The organism is Paraburkholderia lebeckiae (genome assembly GCF_014201005.1).
Taxonomy (GTDB): domain Bacteria; phylum Pseudomonadota; class Gammaproteobacteria; order Burkholderiales; family Burkholderiaceae; genus Paraburkholderia; species Paraburkholderia tuberum.
Window position 1 is genome coordinate 41,788 of sequence record NZ_JACHDK010000030.1, and the last position, 20,020, is coordinate 61,807.

The window sequence follows — 20,020 nt, forward strand, 5'->3', positions numbered from 1 at the left end:
GCGCGCGCTTGCATCGTTGGGACGTGCGCGAGCGTACTGGACGGCCCGCACGGGTTCGCCCGAACGTGGTAAGTTCGCTCGCGGAATATCCGATCGATGTGTTCGAGGAGGAACTCATCCTGCGTCACGCCATGGCTTTCCTGCTGAACACAGTCCGCGAAGCCTTGACGATCAGCGTCGGCGCGAGAGCGGTTTGGGGAGGTGGCGCGCTTCTGCTCTATGCGCACGGCGCAGCCGCCGTCACCGACATCGATACCGGCGCCGGCGCCGCCTCGGGAATCAACACCGGCTTCGTCTCGCTGTATGGCGTGATCGATACGAGCGTCGAAATCACCGACCCCGGTTCGGGCTGGGTCGCGCGCATGGACTCCGGCGCGTATCGCGGCTCGCGGGTCGGGCTGCATGGCGCGGAGCCGCTCGGGGGCGGCAACGCGATCGTGTTCACGCTCGAAAACGGCTTCAGTTCGACCGACGGCAGCTTGCAGGTGCCCGGCTCGATCTTCAATCGTCAGGCATGGATCGGCGCGAGCGGCAGCTGGGGCGAACTGCGCGTCGGCCGTCAGTATTCGCCGATCTATATCCCGTTCAAGGGCGATCTCGACGCGTTCGGCGCCGGCACGATCGCCTCGGGGCTCAACAATCTGTCGAAGATCACGCCGTATGCGAACAACGCGGTTGCGTATCTGTCGCCGCGCATCGCCGGCTTCAGTGCGACGCTGATGATGGCGATGCGCGATCCGTCCGAGGCCGACGGCAACGGCATCGACGGTTATTACGTGAGCGCGTCGTATCGGCTCGACGACCTGCATCTGCTGTACGCGCGCCAGCAGACGCACGGTGCCGGCGAGCTGCGCGCGAACCTCGGCGGCGCGAACTACGCCTTCGGCAAACTGCGCGTGTGGCTGTCCTTTTTCAACGGCGATGGCGGCACACCGGTCTATCACGGCGCGGGCGGCTCGCTGTCGGCGCAGTACAGTTTTTCGACCAATGCGCGTGCCTCGCTCGGCTATGCGCACGTGCGCGACTACACGACGCCTGGCGGCAGCGCGGACCAGTTCAGCGCGGCATTCGAATACAGCATGTCGCCGACGCTGCTGCTATATTTCAGCGCCGCCTATCTCGCGAATCACGACGACTCGCGCTTCACGCTGCGCGGCGTCAACGTGACCGGGCTGCCCGTTGCCTATCCGGGCGCGCCGGTCGCGGGCGTCCAATTTGGTGTGATAGAGCGGTTCTAGCGCGCATCGCAATACGTCAAGCTTTCAGTCGAGTCAATTCACCCATTGGATAAAAGCGCTTGAATGCGTGCGCGAAATCACATGTCGCGCGGGCCTGATTTCTGCGTCGCGTTTTTACGCCAGCTTTCAACACGAAACGGCTGAGGGCGTGTTTCGCGTCGACGAATCAATAAACAATTTTCCTGATGTTGATCCTCGCATCGTTCGATTCACATAACGCGCAGATTCCGCGGGATCGCGCTCGCGCGTTGGCACGATTCCGATTGAACAGAAAACGGGGTAGTGGCGCTATGCTAGCGGTTTCGTCTACTCGAGGAGCGACCGATGACCCAACACGCAGGTTCGATGATCACGTTCAACCGTCCCGACGGCAAGCAGCTACAGGGCTATCTCGCGAAGCCTGAAAAAACCGCGGGTGCGCCCGCGGTCGTCGTGATCCAGGAATGGTGGGGCTTGAACGACCAGATTCGCGGCGTCGCCGATCGCCTCGCGAAATCCGGCTACTTCGCGCTGGTGCCTGATCTGTATCGCGGCAAGTCGACGGTCGAAGAGGATGAGGCGCACCACTTGATGAGCGGCCTCGATTTCGGCGATGCCGCAACGCAGGACGTGCGCGGCGCGGTCCAGTATTTGCAGCAGCACGCGGCGAAGGTTGGCTTGACCGGCTATTGCATGGGCGGCGCGCTGACGTTTCTCGCGCTGTGCAACGTGCCTGAAGTGGCGGCCGGCGTCGTCTGGTATGGCTTCCCGCCGCTCGACTATATCGACGCGTCGAAGATCAAGGTTCCGGTGATGGGCCACTGGGGTCTGCAGGACGAGTTCTTCGCCGCCGACATCGTCGACGCGCTCGAAAAGAAACTCACCGACGCGAAAGTCGACGTCGAGTTTCATCGCTATCTGGCGCGTCACGCGTTCGCGAACGAAACGGCGGTCGGGTCGGGCCGCATCGCGGGGACGCAATACGACCCGGTCTGGGCGCAACAGGCGTGGGATCGTACGTTGACGTTCTTTGGCCGCACGCTGTGGAAATGAGTTGGTGAATGGCGGAAGCGGACGGCTCGTCCGCTTCGTGGGGGTGCCCGCGGTCGTGGCGCTTTCTTGATACGGCCGTCCGAACTGTGCCGCACGTTGGGCGGTGGCACGCACCGCGATGTTCACGGCAGCGCGCCGCTATATCGACGCAAATCCCGGCCAACCTGATCTGACGGTCGACAGCGTGCTGGCCATGTCGCAGCTGTCGCGGCCCACGCTGTATCGATTGTTCGAGCCGGAGGGTGGGCTTCACGCGTATATCCGCAATCAATTCATGGAGACGACAACGTGGTGAAGATCGATCCTGACCGGCTGATGGCCGACCTCAAACGGCTGCGCGTTTTTGGCGCGACCGGTCCCGGCGTGGTCCGGCTCGCGCTGTCGCCGGTCGATCTGGCGGCGCGCGAATGGCTGGTCGGCCGGATGACGGAGGCGGGGCTCGACGCGCGCATCGACGGCGTCGGCACCGTGTTCGGACGCTCGCGTAATAGCGGTCCCGCGCTCGTGATCGGCTCGCATACCGACACGCAGCCGACCGGCGGCTGGCTCGATGGCGCAATGGGCGTGATGTACGGGCTCGAAATCGCCCGCGCGCTAGCGGAGCATGACGCGACGCGGCACCTCGCCGTCGACGTCGCGTCGTGGATCGACGAGGAGGGCACGTTCTCGGGCCTGCTCGGCAGCCGCAGCTTCGTCGGCGAGGCGGTCGACGACTCGATTCGCGGCGCGACGAACCGGCAGGGCGAACGCCTCGCCGACGTACTCGAGGCCGCTGGACTGGCGGGCCGGCCGCGTGCACGTTTCGAGGCAGGGCGCCAGGTCGCGTATCTGGAGCCGCATATCGAGCAGGGTGGACGGCTGGAAACGATCGGCAAAGCGATCGGCGTCGTCACGACGATCGTCGGGTTGCGCGAATCGCGGCTGCGCTTCACCGGTCAGCGCAATCACGCGGGCACGACGCCAATGGCGATCCGCCGCGACGCGGGCGCGGCGCTGGTCGCGTTCATCGCGCGGATGAACGACGCGTTCGGGCAGCTGGCGGACGCGGATACCGTCTGGACCGTGGGCCGCATCGATCTCGATCCGGGCTCGATGAGCGTCGTGCCCGGCGCGGCCGACATGTACCTGCAATTCCGCGATGCGAACCCGGCACGGCTTCAGGCCATGGAACGCGCGCTCGCGGAACTGGTGCGCGATTTCAACGCGCACGACGCCGTGAGCGTCGAATTGCAGACGCTCGACGAGCCGTTCGAACCCGTCAGCATGGACGCCACGCTCGCGGAGCACATCGCGCGAGCCGCCGAAGCACTCGCGCCGGGCCAGTGGTTGCGCATGCCGAGCGGCGCCGCGCACGACGCGCAGGTGATCGCGCGTTGCATGCCGGCCTGCATGATGTTCGTGCCGAGCATCGGCGGCGTGAGTCACGACTTTATCGAGGACACAGCCGAGGAGCATATCGTGCTCGGCTGCCAGGTCGCGGCGACGGCCGCGGCTTCGATGCTGCTGCAGCTATCGGCTGGGCATTCCTGAGGGCCGCGCTATTTCCACTTGTCGCCGAGCGCGTCGAGGCCGGCTTTCCTCAGATCCTCGGGCAGCATCGCGATGCGCAGCTCGCAGTCGGCGTCGAGCGTCAGGAACCACGGTTCGGCAAGCGCGGGGATCGCCGATGCATCGGCGACCTCGACGACCGCCACCGCGCCGCGTTTGCCCTGTTGTTCGGTGAAGTAGATGGCCTCCGGCTTCATGTCCTCGAGGATCTTTGCCATCAGTTCGCCGATTCGGCCTTCGCGCACGAGCGTGTTGAACGGTTCGTTCGGTATTTGTATGTTGAGAAGCATGCGCATGTCATCCTCCTGTTCGATGCCCCAAAGGGCATCTTAAGGATAGGTGTTGCATGCGCGGCCGGTGGCGTTGATCGCAGACGAAGCATCGGCGAATACGGCCGATGGGTGGCGCGTCGTGCTGGGTGTGCCCTGCATTAGCTGCCGAACAGCGAACCCTGCGTTCCCCGACTCGGCGGACGATGCGCCGGTTTCGCGGGTGCATCGTCCTTGACCGGTTGCGGCGCGTTTCGCTTCGGCGCCAGCCGATGCGCGTCATCGGCCGCTGCTTCGAGCGAGGTCTGCCCCGCCTCCAGCGAAAGCAGCAGCATCTTGTTGGCGAGGCCGCCGGCGAATCCCGTCAGCTCGCCCGAAGCGCCGATCACGCGATGACACGGCGCGACGATCGAAATCGGATTCCGGCCGTTTGCCGCGCCCACCGCGCGCACCGCATTGAGGTTGCCGATCTGCTGCGCGATCTCCGAGTAGCTGCGGGTCTGGCCGAACGGGATAGTCAGCAGCGCGCGCCAGACCTGCTTCTGGAACTCGGTGCCCTGAAAGTCGAGCGGCAGATCGAAGGCCTGGCGCGTGCCCGCGAAGTACTCGCGCAATTGCCGCTCGGTTTCGACGAGCACCGCGAGTTCGTTCGCTTCGCGCATTTCGCCGAGTCGCACGCGGTTCGGCTTGTCGTGCTCCCACAGAATCGCGGCAAGGCATTCGCCTTTCGCCACGAGCTTCAACTGACCGACCGGCGAATCGATCAACTTGTATGTGTACGTCACTTTCTCAGGCTCCTGACAGGGTGGAGGCGCAAGGTTCGCGAGGCGGAGGCGTTTCTTCGACCGGACGCGGAAAGCTGCATGAAGGCTGCGCCGTTGTTCAATAGTGTGTCGCTTGTGTCGCCTGAACGCGCTCCAGATATTGCGGTCTCATTCGCATTCGACATGGCCGCGACGAGCGTGACCGTCGCAGCGATCACGTCACTGTATCGCAGAGCACCCCAGATGGCCTTTGACTCAGTAAAATCGACAGCTTCGGTACGACGCGCTGCGGGCGCTGCCCGATCTTCTTTTCCACGACTGTGACCACGACTTTAGAACAACTGCGGGCCGGGCGACTGGCGGGTGCGCGCGAACTCAAACTCGCGTGCGGCCTGAGCGAATTTCCGCGCGAGATTTTCGATCTCGCCGATACGCTCGAAGTGCTCGACCTGTCGAACAACGCATTGACGACGCTGCCGGACGATCTGCCGCGTCTGCGCAAACTGCGCATCCTGTTCGCGTCCAACAACCCGTTCACCGAATTGCCCGGCGTGCTCGGCGAATGCGCGCAACTGAGCATGATCGGCTTCAAGTCGAATCGCATCCGCGAGGTGCCGGCACGCGCGCTGCCGCCGCTGCTGCGTTGGCTGATTCTGACCGACAACGACATCGAACGCTTGCCCGCGGAGCTCGGCCGCTGCACGCAACTGCAGAAGCTGATGCTTGCCGGCAACCGGCTGCGCGCGCTGCCCGAGGAGTTGGCCGCATGCACGCGGCTCGAACTGCTGCGGCTCGCGGCGAATCGTTTCGATGCATTGCCGCGTTGGTTGCTGCGTCTGCCGCGGCTTGCGTGGCTCGCGTATGCGGGCAATCCGTTCAACGCGGCGCTCGAACAGGCGGCCCTCATCGACACACCGATCAGCGGCATTCGTTGGGATGCGTTGCGGCTCGAACGGCCGTTGGGCGAGGGGGCATCGGGCGTCATCTATCGCGCGGCGCTGCACGCGGACAACGAGCCCGCGCCGCGTGCGGTCGCCGTCAAGCTGTTCAAGGGCGCGGTGACGAGCGACGGTTTGCCCGACTGCGAGATGGCTGCTTGCATTCGCGGCGGCGAACATGCGAACCTGATCCCCGTGCTCGGCAAGGTGGTCGGGCATCCGTCGGATACGCATGGCCTCGTGATGGGATTGATCGATCCGCGCTTCGCCAATCTCGCCGGTCCGCCGAGCCTCGCATCGTGTACGCGCGACATCTATCGCGACGACGCGCGCTTCGATCTTGCGACGGTGCTCGGTATCGCAGGCGGCATCGCTACGGTCGCGAGTCATCTGCATCGGAGCGGCGTGATGCACGGCGATCTGTACGCGCACAATATCCTGCACGGCGGCGTGGGGCGCGCGCTGCTCGGCGATTTCGGGGCGGCGTCGTTTTTTGACGCCGGCGATCGCGAGCTCGCTATCGCGTTGCAGCGGCTCGAAGTGAGGGCGTACGGCTGTCTGCTCGAAGAACTGCTCGAGCGTTGCGACGTACCCGGTGGACTCGACGCGCAACTCGCCGCCCTGAAGACGCGTTGTCTGAGCGAAGACATCGACAGCCGGCCGCTCTTCGACGAAATTGCCGCCAGCGTCGCGTCGTTCGATCGGCGCGTCCGCAAGCGGCACCTCCGCAACCGGCACCTCCGCAACCGGCACCTCCGCGAAGGAGTCAAGCCATGACGCAGAACATGCGCCGCCGCGTGCTGCTCGCGTGCGCGCTGGCCGCAACTGGTCTCACTGGCATCGCGCTGTTCGCGGACGATGCCGGCGCCGAAGTGCTGCCCGGCACGAAGCCGAAGATCGCGCTCGTACTCAAATCGATGTCTGAACCGTTTACGGTCGCGATGGTCGATGCTGCGCGCAATTACCAGGACCACTTCTCGTCGCAATTCAGCCTGACGATTCGCGGCACGGCCAAACAGACCGACACCGCCGCGCAGATCCGCATGGTCGACGAGGCGATCAGGGCAAAGGTGAACGCGATCGTGATCGCGCCGACCGACTCGAAGGCGCTGATCCCGGTGATCGCGCGCGCGATCAAGGCCGGCATCATCACGATCACGATCGACAACCCGCTCGACGATGCGGCGCAAGCGGCCGCCGGCATCTCGGTGCCGTTCGTCGGGCCGAACAATCGCAACGGCGCGAAGCAGGTCGGCCAATATCTGGCCACGCGGCTGAAACCCGGCGATCAGGTTGGCATCATCGAAGGTATTTCGGTGAGCAGCAACGCGCAGCAGCGCACGGCCGGTAGCCGCGACGCGATGGATGCCGCGAGCGTGCAGGTCGTCGCGGTCGAGCCGGGTGACTGGGAGTACGGCAAGGCCCGCGACGTGGCCGCGAAAATGCTGGCCGAGCACCCGCAGCTGCGCGCGCTGTTATGCGGCAACGACAACATGGCGATGGGCGCGGTCGACGCGATTCGCGACGCGGGTCGCGGCGGCGGCGTCTATGTCACCGGCTACGACGCGATCGATGCGATCAAGCCGCTACTCGCCGACGGCCGCGTGCTCGCGACGATGAACCAGTTCGCCGGCCGCCAGACCGTGTTCGGCATCGACTTCGCGTTGAAGGCGGTGACCGAGCGGCGCAAGCAGCGCGAGTTGTCGAAAGTGATCGAGACGCCGCTGCAACTGGTGACGGGCTCGAAACGTTGAGGCGGCGCGCGACGTCGTCCGGCGTATCAGCAAGGCCGATGCGCAGGCTCTCGCGATGCACTACATCGAGCGCGTGCGCATTCCCGGGCAGGTGCACAAGTACCCGACGCAACTATCGGGCGGCCAGCAGCGCGTCGCGCAAAGCGCGCGTTTGAAGCAGTTCTTGTGTCAGGTCGTGCGTACCGATTAGCGCGCAGCGACGGCGGCAGCGATTTTTTCCGTGGCATGATGATGCCCGGTGTATTGGTATTCAACCACAACGAACCGCTGGACCTGCCATGTCCTTTCATACCTGGTTGCTTTTCGCCGGTGCCTATCTGCTCACCACCATTTCGCCGGGACCGAACGTTCTGCTCGTGATCCGCAATTCGGTCCGCTATGGAAACCGCGGCGCGGCGGCGAGCGTTGCCGGTAATCTGCTCGCGCAAGGAGTCGTCGTCGCGCTCGTGGCGCTAGGTGTCGGCGCGGTATTGACGACGCTGCCGCCGCTCTTCGTCGCGATGAAAGTTCTCGGCGCGGGTTATTTGATGTATCTCGGCATCAGGCAACTGCGCGGCGGCAACAAGGAGGCATCGCGGGCCGCGCAGCCGGCGGGCGTCGCATCGTCCGCTTATACGTTCGAGCGCAAGAAGGTATTCCGTGAAGCGTTGCTCGTGTCGGGCAGCAATCCGAAGACGATGATCTTTCTATCGGCGTTCATGCCGCAATTCATCGACCACGAGCGCGGCCTGTCGGAGCAGTTCACCGTGATGTATCTGACGATCGCGGTCACCGTCGCGCTCGTGCACACCATTTATTCGCTCGGCGTGCGCGGTATCCATACGCGCGTCGGAGCCAGCCGTTGGGTCGCGGCCATCAAACGCACCAGCGGGCTCGTCTTCGTCGCGCTTGGCATCAAGCTGCTGACCGCGCAACGCGGCTAGTCAGTCATGATGCCGGCAAGAAAATGAGCCGAATGCAAAGCATCGTCGATGTGAACGTGCTGTTCCTGAATGGGCAGGGCGAGTGCCTTTTCATCCGGCGCGCGAATACCGGTTTCAGGGACGGCCAGTACGGGTTGATTGCGGGCCATCTCGAACCGGGCGAATCGATCGAGCAATGCGCGATTCGCGAATCGAAAGAAGAAGCGGGTGTGACGATCGCGCCCGGCGCGCTCGAATTCAAACTCGTGATGCGGCGCGACTCGGACACGAACCGCATCAGCTTCTTTCTCGTGTGCCGTTCATGGCAAGGCGAACTGGCGAACATGGAGCCGCACAAGTGCTCGGGCTTCGTGTGGGCGAAGCCGGACCATCCGCCGGCACCGGTCGTCGACTACGTGGCGGCCGCTCTCGCGCATATCCGCGACGGTGTGATGCTGGCCGATTTCAAGCCGTGATTCGCGGAGTTCCTGCTTATCTCGTCACTTTTGCTGACGATGTCCTGAACGAATCAAACCCGCAAAATCGCGCTGAATCGAGCGACGAAACGACCGCCAGTTGACGCGCCTCCAATCGGGATTGCGCGGGAATCTGTCGCTTGCGCCGGTTTTGCGTTATTGTGCTGCACCAAATCCGGCGGCGGGCAACGTGGTGTGCTCGCAGGCCGGCATGGCCGTCGAGCGCATGAACGGTGGCGCGCAATTCGCGGCGAAGTACACGAAGCGCTTCGGTCATCCGATCGAATTCGACGCACCGTTCACGTACGACGCGGTGTATATCGTCGTCGACGCGATGAAGCGCGCGAACTCGACCGATCCGGCGAAGGTGCTCGCCAAGGCGTCGGGTACCGACTACAAGGGCGTGACCGGTGAAACGACGTTCGACGCGAAGGGCGACCTTCAGCACGGCGTGATCTCGCTGTACGACTATAAGGACGGCAAGAAGACGCTGCTCGACGTCGTGAAGATGTAAGAACGGTAGACGCGGTAAAAGCGGTAAAAGCACAAAGGGCCGGTGAAGCATTGCTTCATCGGCCCTTTGTTTTAACGGTAGTGGCCTGGTTCGACTCAGGCCATTGCACTTATGGCACGAGCCACAACGCCACCGCGTAAATCACCAGCGACACCGCAAACGTCACCGCGGTATAGCCCATTACGCGCTGAATCCGGATACCCGCAATCGCGACGATCGGCACGGCCCAGAACGGTTGCAGCATGTTCGATACGTTCTCGGCCATCGCGACGCCCATTGCGGTGCGCGGCACCGACGCATGCAGGCTGAGCGCCGCGGGCAGCACGAACGGACCCTGCACCGCCCAGTGGCCACCGGCGCTCGGCACCAGCAGCGTGATGATCAGCGAGCTCAGATAGCTCCACAGCGGCAGCGTGACCGGCGAGGCGATCGTCACGAACGCCTTCGCGATCATCGACGCGAGACCCGTGCCCTTCATGATGCCCATGATCCCGCCGTACATCGGATATTGCAGCAGCATCGAGCCGGTCTGACGCGCGGCGCGGCGGATCGAATTCGCGTATGCGATCGGCGTGCGTTGCAGCGCGAGACCGATCATCAGGAAGATCAGGATCGTATTGTTGATGTCGAGATCGAAGCCTTCCTTGTGCCACGTCATCGCCAGATAGCCGATGCCGAGCGCGAGCAGCAGCAGCGTGCCGAGCATTGACTGTTCGAGGCGCGCCGCGAGCGATGTCGCACCGCTCGCGCGGGCATGCGGATCGTCGCTCGGGGTGTCGGCGGCTGCTTCGCCGCTCTGACGAAACGCGACGACGTTCTCCGCCCTCGGATGCATTTTGATGAAGATCGCGGTCATCACGACGACGACCAGCACGGTCGGAATGAACACGAACGGCGCGAAGATGGTTTCGCTGAGCGGCACCACGTGGCCAGTCGCTTTCTCGACGAGGTTCAGCGCATTGCCGTGCGACGCCTGCGATAGCGCGATCGAACTCGACAGCCCGCTATTGCAGATCGACCAGGCCGAATAGCTGCCGGCGACGAGCCACGCGAAATCGACGTCGACGCGCCGCGCGATTTCCCTCGACAGCAACGCGCCGACGATCAGCCCGAACCCCCAGTTGAGCCACGCGGCAACTGCGACGACCGGAAACACGAGCAGCGCGGCGCGCGTCGGCGAGTTCGCGTGCGAGGCGAGCGCGCGCAGACCACGTTGCACGATCGGCGCTTCCGCTATCGCGAAGCCGGTCGCAAGGATCAGGATCATCTGCAGCGCGAAGCCCAGGATGCCGAACGTGCCGGTGTACCAGGAGTCGAGCAGCGTCGGCAATGTGCCGGTCGGCGCGATCAGCATCGCGAGCACGGCGACGAAGAACGTCAGGCAGATCGATAGCACGAACGGGTCGGGCATGACCTGCTCGAAAACATACACCAGACCTTCGACGATGCCGCGCGAAGCGGCCGGTCGGCCGGCGGCGTGAGGGGGAGTGTCTCGCTTCATGTGTGTGACTCTGTGTAGTGCCCGGCCCTGTGCTGGGCGGAGGGGCGGGTACGGCGCGCCGGCGCGGGATGCTGGCGCGTATTGGCGGCAAACTTGCCTTACCTGATCTTGATCACAGCGGACAGATTGGCGCGAATCCAGGAGGGTGGGCCCAAGCTTGGGCGCGACTGGCCTCGAACCCGCTGTTGCGCTCGAAAAGACCTCTGTTTCCGTTTCAATGTTCTTACGGTGAACACGGTTTCGTTAAACGAACGCTGCATTATTCGCGGTGGGAGCGGGCAATGTCAAGAAAACGTGAAATCGGCTGAACGGTCGCGACATCGATTAATATCTTTCACGACCTAATTACCCAGAAAAAATATATTGGACGTCTTACCGGCGCTCTTGCACTATTCGTTCCCAGCGCAAAGTCCGCGTACTCATGCGATCCCCACGCCCGCGCGGGCGCTCATCAAAACCGATAACAGCAATTCCTGAGGATACAGATGCCCAACTATCGCTCACGCACTTCGACTCATGGCCGCAACATGGCCGGCGCCCGCGCGCTGTGGCGCGCCACCGGCATGAAGGACGACGATTTCGGCAAGCCGATCATCGCGGTCGTGAATTCGTTCACGCAGTTCGTGCCGGGCCACGTGCATCTGCGCGACCTGGGCGCGCTGGTCGCGAAGCAGATCGAAGCGGCCGGCGGCGTGGCGAAGGAATTCAACACGATCGCCGTCGACGACGGCATCGCAATGGGCCACGGCGGCATGCTGTATTCGCTGCCGTCGCGCGAACTGATCGCGGACTCGGTCGAGTACATGGTCAACGCGCACTGCGCGGACGCGATGGTCTGCATCTCGAACTGCGACAAGATCACCCCGGGCATGCTGATGGCCGCGATGCGCCTGAACATTCCGGTCGTGTTCGTGTCGGGCGGTCCGATGGAAGCGGGCAAGGTCAAGTCGCCGATCGACGGCCAGGTGATCGCGAAGATCGACCTGATCGACGCGATGATCAAGGCCGCCGATCCGAAGATCAGCGACGCCGAAGTCGCCGAAGTCGAGCGCAGCGCGTGCCCGACCTGCGGTTCGTGCTCGGGCATGTTCACCGCGAACTCGATGAACTGCCTGACCGAGGCGATCGGCCTCGCGTTGCCGGGCAACGGCACCATCGTCGCGACGCACGCATGGCGCAAGGGCCTGTTCGAGCAGGCGGGCAGCCTGGTCGTCGATTTGTGCCGCCGCTACTATCAGGAAGAGGACGCCTCGGTCCTGCCGCGCAGCATCGCCACCAAGCAGGCGTTCGAAAACGCGATGACGCTCGACGTCGCGATGGGCGGCTCGACCAACACCGTGCTGCACCTGCTGGCCGCCGCGCAGGAAGCGGGCGTCGATTTCACGATGTCGGACATCGACCGTATCTCACGCAAGGTGCCGTGCCTGTGCAAGGCCGCGCCCATGACCGACAAGTACCACATCGAGGACGTGCATCGCGCGGGTGGCATCATCGGTATTCTCGGTGAGCTCGCGCGCGCGGAGCTGCTCGATCTGTCGTGCGGCAACGTGCATAGCGGCACCCTCGGCAACGCGATCGCGAAGTGGGACGTCGCCGGCGGCGCGGGCGAGGAAGCGCAGAAATTCTTCCGCGCGGCGCCGGGCGGCATTTCGACCACGGTCGCCTTCAGCCAGGAAGCGACCTACGCGACGCTCGATACGGACCGCAAGAGCGGCTGTATCCGCAGCAAGGAAAACGCGTACTCGAAGGACGGCGGCCTCGCGGTGCTGTACGGCAACCTCGCGGAGAAGGGCTGTATCGTGAAGACCGCCGGTGTCGACGAATCGCAGTGGCTGTTCTCGGGCCGCGCCCGCGTGTTCGAAAGCCAGGACGACGCGGTCGACGCGATTCTCGGTGACAAGGTCGTGCCGGGCGACGTCGTGGTGATCCGCTATGAAGGTCCGAAGGGTGGTCCGGGCATGCAGGAAATGCTGTACCCGACTTCGTATCTGAAGTCGAAGGGCCTCGGCAAGAGCTGTGCGCTGTTTACCGATGGCCGTTTCTCGGGCGGCTCATCGGGCCTCGTGATCGGCCATGCGTCGCCGGAAGCGGCGGAAGGCGGCGTAATTGGTCTGGTCGAAGACGGCGACGTGATCGAGATCGACATTCCGCAGCGCAAGATGCATCTCGCGGTGTCGAATGAAGAGCTCGCACGCCGTCGCGCGGCGATGGAAGCGCGCGGCGACGACGCATGGCAGCCGACCAATCGCGAGCGTGTCGTGTCGCAGGCATTGCAGGCGTATGCGGCGCTCGCGACCTCGGCCGATCGCGGCGCGGTGCGCGATATTTCGCAATTGAAGCGCAAGTAAAGCGCCAATAAAGCGCGGACTGGCGCGGATCGGCGCGGCGGCCCTTTTCGCGGTGACGCGACTGGACCCCAATAGAGACCGGTATGCGGGCGACTGCATGCCGGTTTTTTTTGCAGTGGCAGTGCGAATCGACGATCGCTAAGGCGTCTCCTGCGCAGCCCTGGGCGGAGCCTTTCCTAAGCCGGAAAACTGGAAACGATGTCATCGGCACGCTGCGACGACCCCGCCAGCATCACGCAGTTTCTGCCGTTGGCTTTCGCGGCATAGAGCGCTGTATCGGCTCTCGCCATCACCGAGGCAACGGTATCGCCGTCACCGAATTCGTCGACGCCAGCGCTGAGTGTGCATGCGACGTCGCCGGTCGGAGCGCGCGCAACAGACGCCGCGACGAGTGCGCGCAACCGGTTCGTGAGACGGGCCGCCTCCTCTTTCCCGGTCAGTGGCAGCAGTAGCGCAAACTCCTCACCGCCGATGCGGCCAAGGACGTCGGTTTGCCGAATTTCGCGCGATATCGTCAAGGCAACATGCGCAAGAGCCTGGTCGCCGGCAGCATGCCCGTATCTGTCATTGATGCCCTTGAAGTTATCGATGTCCAGAATAGCGATGGACAGCTTCGACTTCGCCACCTTTGCCAACTCGAACAGCGACTCGGTCCTGGCGATGAACGCCCGCCGCCCGAGCGCGCCCGTCAGATCGTCGATGGTGGCGAGGCGCTCCATCCGCTCCGCCAGCCGGTCATGCGCCAGCATCACCATGCCAACCGACAGGCATGGCAAGGTCAGGATCGCCATGCCGAGAAACGCGACGTTCAGCGGCGTGTCCTCCAGAAAAGTCGTTTCATGCGCCAGGCCGGATCCATATACGACACAACGGACTGCGTGGACGAGCGCCCCCAACACCGAGGCCATAGCCACGAAGTGGTAGCCATATTTTGGTCTGCCCACCGGCCGGTAGCGCTGGACGACCCAGGCGATGACGAATCGGACATAGGCGAGAAAGCCCGAGATCATCGCGCCCCGGGCACTGACGTCAGGCCGCACGTAGGTCCAATAGACGAGGCCAGCCAGGATCGCACAGAGCGCGCCGTATTCCCAGATAACCGATGGCGGCCGATGAAAGAATCGCCGGAAGCCGTGGATCGCGAGGAGCGAGGCCAGTAGCAGCAACGCGCTTGCGCCCAGTACGACGATATCCGACCGACGGAACAGAAGGAGCGTGGCCGTGACGGCCAGCAGGCCACTTGCCACACACCAATGGCGTATCCCCGGAACCTGAGCGCGAAACAGCGAGCCGAGAACGGCGACGCTCATCAGGCAGGACAGAATCGCAATGCCGATGAAAGCGTTCGGGATGGACATGGCAGCGTAACAATGGGTGTGATCCATGAAGGCTCCTGGCGCAACACCAGGTCGCGCCAGTTACATCCGCTGCCTTCGCGCAAAGCACATATCGTACCGGAAGAATTTTTCGCGCCAGATCAAATTTCAACGATTTTCGCTCGACGGCTTCCTTTCGAATCGCTGGACAGACTCATCTGGCGTCGACGTAACGGGGCGGTCGCCACGCATAGCCGGATTTCGGCCTCATGCAACCTTCGCGTTACGGCCTGCTTGCGTCTATGCTTGACTCACTTGTTTGGCTGCCAGCAACGCCGACGAGGTCTTCTGCAGTCTTCAATAATCGCCCGCTCACCAGGGGCAACCCAACAGGAGAAAACCAGATGTCACGATCCATCACGCGGCGCGCTTTCATGGTGTTCGGTGGTTTGGCCTTCGCGGGTACGCTGACCTTGGCGCAAGCGGCGCCCGTCTCATTTGAGGTGCCTTTGACGGGCGCCCAACAGGTTCCGCCGGTGCAGACGCCGGGCAGCGGCAGCGCCAAGCTCACGTACGACCCCAGCACACGGGTCGTCACCTGGAACATCAGCTTCAGCGGATTGACGAGTCCGACCACGATGGCGCATTTCCACGGACCCGCCCCGGCCGGTAAAAACGCTGGCGTAAAGGTCTGGCTGTCGCAGAAGGGCACCATGGAGGTGACGAGCCCGATCACCGGTCAGGCCACGCTATCTCCGGCCGACGCCAAGATGTTCGAAGCCGGTGACATGTACATCAACGTTCACACGAAGAACAATCCGGATGGCGAGATTCGCGGCCAGGTGACGCCGCCGAAGGGCAACTGAAGCAGGCACGGTAGCCGCGCCCGGAGAGCGGGTTTGCGTCAGGCTCAAAGATAAGCCGCGAGCAGCATCACCACGGCAACGCCGACGCCGAATGGCAGCAGCGCCAGCAGCGCTGGCGCTTGCCGCGGCGCGTCCACGGACGAGGGCAGCAGTTTGTAGCCGGTCAGCATCGGGCGCAGCAGGTTGTGTCCCTTCGCTACCGCGTAGAGGGCGATCACGAGCACGTGCAGCACCACCGCGGCGAGCAGCACGTACCAGACAAGGCCGTGCAACGCCGAGATTGCGTTGGCGAGCCACGCGGGCACCAGTTCGCTAAACGGCCCTTCGTCGGCGATGTCGTTGTTGACGTAGAGCCCGCTCAGCGTTTCGGTCAGCAGCAAGACGAGCAGAAATAGAACCATCCAGCCGCCGGCCGCATTGTGACCGACCTGCACATCGGGCTCGCGATGAAACAGGCGGCGCAAATGATGAAGCGCGGCAGCGGGCGATGCCACGAAACTGCGAAAGCGGGCGGTCTCACTGCCAAAGCAGCCCCACAGCAGCCGGAAAATAACAAGGGCGAGCAGCGTCTCGCCGACGCGCACGTGCCAGTCGATCCAGTTCAGCTTCAACGTGACATACGCGGCCGTGACCAGCACGACCACCAGCCAGTGAAACAACCGCACCGGCGCGTCCCAGACAAGGACAGGGCGGGTTACGGGCTGGGTCGGCCGTGTGTCGGGTTCGTGAGCATCCATGTCTCGTACCTGCGTGCGCGATCGCGCTCGGACGAAAATCCGCGTGGCTCCTCGGCCACGCGGAAAATCGACTGAGCCGTGCTGGCAAACGAATTCAGTGTTTCGAGCGGGACCGGAAATTTCCCCGCTCTATCCGGCGGGAGCTTAAATCCGATTGCCACTCGAAGAGCAGCTGGCGGCGGCGAGCGCGGTCGTTGGCGTCTGTTCAAGCCGATTGCCGCCCAGCGACTTGGCTCGATACAACGCCTGGTCGGCGGCTGAGAGCAGGTCGGTGAGGGAAGCCGTTCCGCGACTTGACTCGGCCAGTCCAATGCTGACGGTGGCGCGAATCCGGTCGCCGTCGGCGCGATGGGACATTGCGGCGAACCGGCTGACAACGGTCTCGCCTAGCTTTTTTGCGCGGTCGCTGTCGTAGCCCGGCAGCAGGGCGGCGAATTCTTCGCCGCCGATGCGTGCCAGAATCGCGTTTGTACCCGTCACGGCTCGAACGGTTTCCGCGAATGACCTCAAAACCTCGTCGCCGGTCTTGTGCCCAAAGTGGTCGTTGATTCTCTTGAAGTGATCGAGGTCGAACGCAAGAAGCGTGACGGGCAGTCGATTTATGCCGTGGTCGCTGATAACCCGCTCCCCCTCTTCGAAGAACAACTTTCGATTCCCGAGGCGAGTCAGGTAATCCGTGCGGGACTCCTGCAAAAGCTCACCATGAATTTCTTCCCGGGTCAGCCGGAGCAAGGTCATCGGCAAAATGACCGAGTAGAGAACCCCTTCGTACATCGTGATTTCGTTGGAGACAGCCAGCACGCGCGGCCCGAAGATCGGCACCAGCCATGGCAGCACGAAAGCCCGGGCGACGTAAAACAGCGCGTGGATGCCCGTTACCGCCACGGCGACGCGCCGGGATTGAACCGCCGGCATGACGTCGCCTCGCAGCAGTTCGAGCGACGTCATGGCGGACGCCAGCGCGATCGGGATGGCGCTGACGTACATCCAGACGGCAGCCTGCCAACGCACGCCAGCCACGGCCCACGTGAGTCCCATCAACAGAAGCAACCCGATCGAGCTCGCGAGATATCGCCGGCCGTTGAACATTGCCACACCGTCCAGGACGAGCAGATAGCCGGTGAGAATCACGAGATTACTCACTGCGGGACCAGCTGCACCGAGCAGTTGAACCCGAAATGCAGCCGCCGCGCAACCGATTCCGAGGGTCGCATATCCGGCCGCCAGCATTCGTAGTTCCTTGCCGCGCTTGGGATGGGACAGGTGTTCCCAATACATCATGGCGGAACTGGCAAACAAGGTTCCGATCACGAGAAGGTAAAGCGTGGCTAGGTCGACTTTCATCGCTGACGCAGAGCGCGTCCCCGCTGCAACGGGGAAAAGGTTAGAGACTACATACGTGATAACGGCAAATGCCGCGCATCCTTGCGAAATGATATCGGAATGGGTCGTGGGGAGACTCGAAGCCGGGCGGTGGGCCTACGTCGTCGCGAAAGGTTGAGTTCATCGCGAGGCGCAGCAGCACCAAATTGCTATTCTTCAGAGACATAGACCGGTTCTTCAAGCGCACTCTCATGCGCGCCCGCGCGGAAAGGGGGATGTATGACGCGTCCTGCACTATCGCTGCTTTTCCTGTGCATTTCCGTTGCCGGTCTGTCTGCGACGCACCTTGCGTGCGCAGCAGGCGTTCTTCCGCAGGGCGGCCAAAACGTTGCCGGGGCCGGCACCATCTCGAATCATGGCAATGTGCTGCTGGTCAAGCAGCCGGGTTCGACGCGCGGCGTGATCGATTGGGGACAGCTTCCCTGTCGGAGCCCATAACCGCGTGACGTTCGACAACGGCTCCGGCGCGTTCCGCTGATTAGTTACCCCTGACAAATGAAGCAAAAGGCGGTCAAATTATCGCGGCCAGCGCACGGGCTGGCCAATTGGGTTAGGCCCGCCCGCCCAACCCTCGCATCCGCCGTGCGAAATGGGCGCGCTCCGCATCGTCCATCAGCATGAGGAACTGATCCGCTTCCATATGAATCAGTTCTTCGTGATCGCCCGCCTCGAAGTAGACGTCTGGCTGGCCTGCCAGGCTGGATTCCAGGTAGGTTTTCATGCCATACGCCATACAAATTGGCGGCAGCGCACCCACATCGCAGTCCTTGAACAATTCGCGCAGTTCGACTTCCGTGGCCAGGGCGAGCCGGCGCCCTGTCTTGCTCCAGAGTTCGGAGAGCTGCACGGCGTAAGTTGACGGCAGCACGGCGGCCACGTAGCCGTGTTCGTCTTCGAGGAGCACGGTCTTGGCGAGGCGGTCGCCCGGAATGTGCGCCGCAGCAGCCGTTTCGATACTCGAGTGGCTGTATGGGTGACGCACGACTTCGTAGCGGGAACCCTTGCTGCGCAGGCAGTCCTGCAAGGTTGGCGACATCGACATGGCATACCTCCTGTCGAATACCTGAAAAGGAATGAACAATTGCGATCTTTTCAGAATAGTTCACGCACCGGCAATACGCACGCCAGCTGAACGATTCCATCGAGCGATCGCGTCCACCGGTTGAATTCGCCGTTCCTCAGCTGACGTTGGTCGGCCGGTCCGGCGAACGACACTTTTGATCCGTGCGAGGCACGGCGCCGCCGCGGACCGAAAAAGTTCGCCAGCTGTTGATCGTTAAGGAGCTGCGTTCTACCGTTCTCGCAGGTGCCGCCGATTTACAGGTAGCCTGCATTCGTCAACTCTTGACAACGCCCATCGTGAACCTCGAACGCAGCCACACCTTCTCCTTTAGCCCCGACGGCGAACATTTCCTGCTCGACGGCCTGCCGTTCCAGATTCGCAGCGGCGAGATGCATCCAGCCCGCATCCCGCGCGAGTACTGGCGACACCGGATCCGCATGGCAAGGGCGATGGGGATGAACTGCATCGCGTTGTACATCATGTGGAATTACCACGAGACGCATAGAGGCGTGTTCGACTTCCGCAGCGGGAATCGCGATATCGAGGCTTTCATCCGCCTGTGCCAAGCCGAGCAGATGTGGGTGCTGTTGCGCCCCGGGCCTTACGTGTGCGCGGAGTGGGATCTGGGCGGCCTGCCTTCCTGGCTGTTGCGCGATCCGGACATCCAGTTGCGGACCGACTCGGCCACCGATCCTCGCTACATGGCGGCGGTGGCTCGCTATATCGACGAACTGGTTCCGCGTATCAAGCCATTGATGAGCGAGCACGGCGGACCGATCCTGATGATCCAGATCGAGAACGAATTCGGTTCGTATGCGAGCAATCCGGCTTACCTCGAAGAGCTCAGGCAGCTTTGGCTAGCAGGAGGCATAACCGGGCCGTTCTATACCGAAGACGGTCTCCCGCAACTCGAACGCAATCGCACCACGGTAACGGGCGGCGCGATCGCGCTGAGCAACGGCGACGCAGCGCAGATCGCAACCGTGCGCCGCGAATTCCCCTCGGTGCCCGCGATGGCTGGCGAGGTGTACCCAGGGTGGCTCACGCATTGGGGCGAAGCGGGGTTCGCGGGCGTGGACTACGACCTCTCCAGTACCTTGGCTACGCTCATGGAGGCGCGGCTGTCGTTCAACCTGTATGTCATTCACGGCGGCACGAGCTTTGGCTTTTTTGCCGGCGCGAACGTAGACGCTTCAGGGAACTATCAGCCCGACATCACGAGCTACGACTACTGCGCGCCGATCAGCGAGCAAGGCATGGCGACGCCGAAGTACATCAAGGCAGTATGACTTTCCGTGAGGCAGGGGCTGGCCAGCCGTGACGAATCAGACGCGGGTTAGCATTGCTGCCAGAGCCGCACGGTGTGGACAG

18 protein-coding genes and 2 pseudogenes are annotated in these 20,020 nt (G+C 63.2%); 13 read left to right on the plus strand and 7 right to left on the minus strand.

Going from position 1 to position 20,020, the window contains the following annotated elements:
* Positions 1-65: 65 nt before the first annotated feature.
* From HDG39_RS31390 to HDG39_RS31405, 4 genes are all read left to right on the plus strand, one after another.
* Complete coding sequence (locus HDG39_RS31390; protein ID WP_184011702.1) at positions 66-1,238, plus strand: porin; 1,173 nt, start codon at positions 66-68, stop codon at positions 1,236-1,238.
* Positions 1,239-1,562: 324 nt separating this feature from the next.
* Entirely contained in the window at positions 1,563-2,270 is a 708-nt protein-coding gene (locus HDG39_RS31395; protein ID WP_184011704.1) for a dienelactone hydrolase family protein, read from the plus strand.
* Positions 2,271-2,373: 103 nt separating this feature from the next.
* On the plus strand, positions 2,374-2,565 hold the full coding sequence (locus HDG39_RS31400; protein ID WP_260328404.1) for a hypothetical protein: 192 nt from the start codon (positions 2,374-2,376) through the stop codon (positions 2,563-2,565).
* Complete coding sequence (locus tag HDG39_RS31405; RefSeq protein WP_184011706.1) at positions 2,559-3,800, plus strand: Zn-dependent hydrolase; 1,242 nt, start codon at positions 2,559-2,561, stop codon at positions 3,798-3,800. The genes HDG39_RS31400 and HDG39_RS31405 overlap by 7 nt, the downstream gene beginning before the upstream one ends.
* 8 nt (positions 3,801-3,808) lie before the next feature.
* Here HDG39_RS31405 and HDG39_RS31410 read toward each other — a convergent pair whose 3' ends face one another.
* Together HDG39_RS31410 and HDG39_RS31415 are read right to left on the minus strand one after the other, a co-directional pair.
* Entirely contained in the window at positions 3,809-4,114 is a 306-nt protein-coding gene (locus tag HDG39_RS31410; RefSeq protein WP_184011708.1) for a panthothenate synthetase, read from the minus strand.
* A gap of 134 nt (positions 4,115-4,248) precedes the next feature.
* Positions 4,249-4,872: a methylated-DNA--[protein]-cysteine S-methyltransferase gene (locus tag HDG39_RS31415; RefSeq protein ID WP_018423662.1), complete on the minus strand. Its 624-nt coding sequence runs from the start codon at positions 4,870-4,872 to the stop codon at positions 4,249-4,251.
* A 299-nt stretch (positions 4,873-5,171) separates the two neighbouring features.
* On the opposite strand from HDG39_RS31415, the gene HDG39_RS31420 reads away from it, so the two are divergent.
* The 6 genes and pseudogenes from HDG39_RS31420 to HDG39_RS31445 all read left to right on the plus strand — a co-directional run.
* The gene (locus HDG39_RS31420; RefSeq protein WP_184011710.1) at positions 5,172-6,566 is read left to right on the plus strand and encodes a leucine-rich repeat-containing protein kinase family protein; all 1,395 of its coding nucleotides are present in this window, start codon (positions 5,172-5,174) and stop codon (positions 6,564-6,566) included.
* Positions 6,563-7,543, plus strand: a complete 981-nt coding sequence (locus HDG39_RS31425) for a substrate-binding domain-containing protein (RefSeq protein ID WP_184011712.1) — start codon at positions 6,563-6,565, stop codon at positions 7,541-7,543. The genes HDG39_RS31420 and HDG39_RS31425 overlap by 4 nt, the downstream gene beginning before the upstream one ends.
* 55 nt (positions 7,544-7,598) lie before the next feature.
* Positions 7,599-7,733, plus strand: a complete 135-nt coding sequence (locus tag HDG39_RS35970; RefSeq protein ID WP_018423659.1) for a hypothetical protein — start codon at positions 7,599-7,601, stop codon at positions 7,731-7,733.
* A gap of 88 nt (positions 7,734-7,821) precedes the next feature.
* Positions 7,822-8,466, plus strand: coding sequence for a LysE family translocator (locus tag HDG39_RS31435; RefSeq protein WP_184011714.1), 645 nt, complete (start codon positions 7,822-7,824; stop codon positions 8,464-8,466).
* A gap of 23 nt (positions 8,467-8,489) precedes the next feature.
* Complete coding sequence (locus tag HDG39_RS31440) at positions 8,490-8,921, plus strand: NUDIX hydrolase (protein ID WP_184011716.1); 432 nt, start codon at positions 8,490-8,492, stop codon at positions 8,919-8,921.
* Positions 8,922-9,099: 178 nt separating this feature from the next.
* Positions 9,100-9,435, plus strand: a pseudogene (locus HDG39_RS31445) (ABC transporter substrate-binding protein); the annotation flags it as partial.
* Positions 9,436-9,544: 109 nt separating this feature from the next.
* Here the strand turns inward: HDG39_RS31445 and HDG39_RS31450 are convergent.
* Complete coding sequence (locus HDG39_RS31450) at positions 9,545-10,936, minus strand: TIGR00366 family protein (protein WP_018423655.1); 1,392 nt, start codon at positions 10,934-10,936, stop codon at positions 9,545-9,547.
* A 485-nt stretch (positions 10,937-11,421) separates the two neighbouring features.
* On the opposite strand from HDG39_RS31450, the gene ilvD reads away from it, so the two are divergent.
* Positions 11,422-13,284 carry a dihydroxy-acid dehydratase gene (gene ilvD / locus HDG39_RS31455; RefSeq protein WP_184011720.1) on the plus strand — a complete coding sequence of 621 codons (1,863 nt, stop codon included), beginning with the start codon at positions 11,422-11,424 and terminating at the stop codon, positions 13,282-13,284.
* A gap of 176 nt (positions 13,285-13,460) precedes the next feature.
* On the opposite strand, the gene HDG39_RS31460 is transcribed toward ilvD, so the two are convergent.
* A complete protein-coding gene (locus HDG39_RS31460; protein WP_184011721.1) occupies positions 13,461-14,669 on the minus strand; it encodes a GGDEF domain-containing protein in 1,209 nt (402 codons plus the stop codon).
* A gap of 335 nt (positions 14,670-15,004) precedes the next feature.
* On the opposite strand from HDG39_RS31460, the gene HDG39_RS31465 reads away from it, so the two are divergent.
* The gene (locus HDG39_RS31465; protein WP_184011722.1) at positions 15,005-15,466 is read left to right on the plus strand and encodes a CHRD domain-containing protein; all 462 of its coding nucleotides are present in this window, start codon (positions 15,005-15,007) and stop codon (positions 15,464-15,466) included.
* Positions 15,467-15,510: 44 nt separating this feature from the next.
* Here the strand turns inward: HDG39_RS31465 and HDG39_RS31470 are convergent, their stop codons facing one another.
* From HDG39_RS31470 to HDG39_RS31480, 3 genes are all read right to left on the minus strand, one after another.
* Positions 15,511-16,203 (minus strand): cytochrome b/b6 domain-containing protein, encoded by a 693-nt coding sequence (locus HDG39_RS31470; RefSeq protein ID WP_184011723.1) that lies wholly within the window; start codon positions 16,201-16,203, stop codon positions 15,511-15,513.
* 144 nt (positions 16,204-16,347) lie between these two features.
* Positions 16,348-17,547: a GGDEF domain-containing protein gene (locus HDG39_RS31475; protein WP_184011724.1), complete on the minus strand. Its 1,200-nt coding sequence runs from the start codon at positions 17,545-17,547 to the stop codon at positions 16,348-16,350.
* Positions 17,548-18,136: 589 nt separating this feature from the next.
* Positions 18,137-18,628 (minus strand): aminoacyl-tRNA deacylase, encoded by a 492-nt coding sequence (locus tag HDG39_RS31480; RefSeq protein ID WP_018423648.1) that lies wholly within the window; start codon positions 18,626-18,628, stop codon positions 18,137-18,139.
* 302 nt (positions 18,629-18,930) lie between these two features.
* On the opposite strand from HDG39_RS31480, the pseudogene HDG39_RS31485 reads away from it, so the two are divergent.
* Positions 18,931-19,929: pseudogene (locus HDG39_RS31485) on the plus strand (beta-galactosidase); the annotation flags it as partial.
* Positions 19,930-20,020 lie beyond the last annotated feature (91 nt).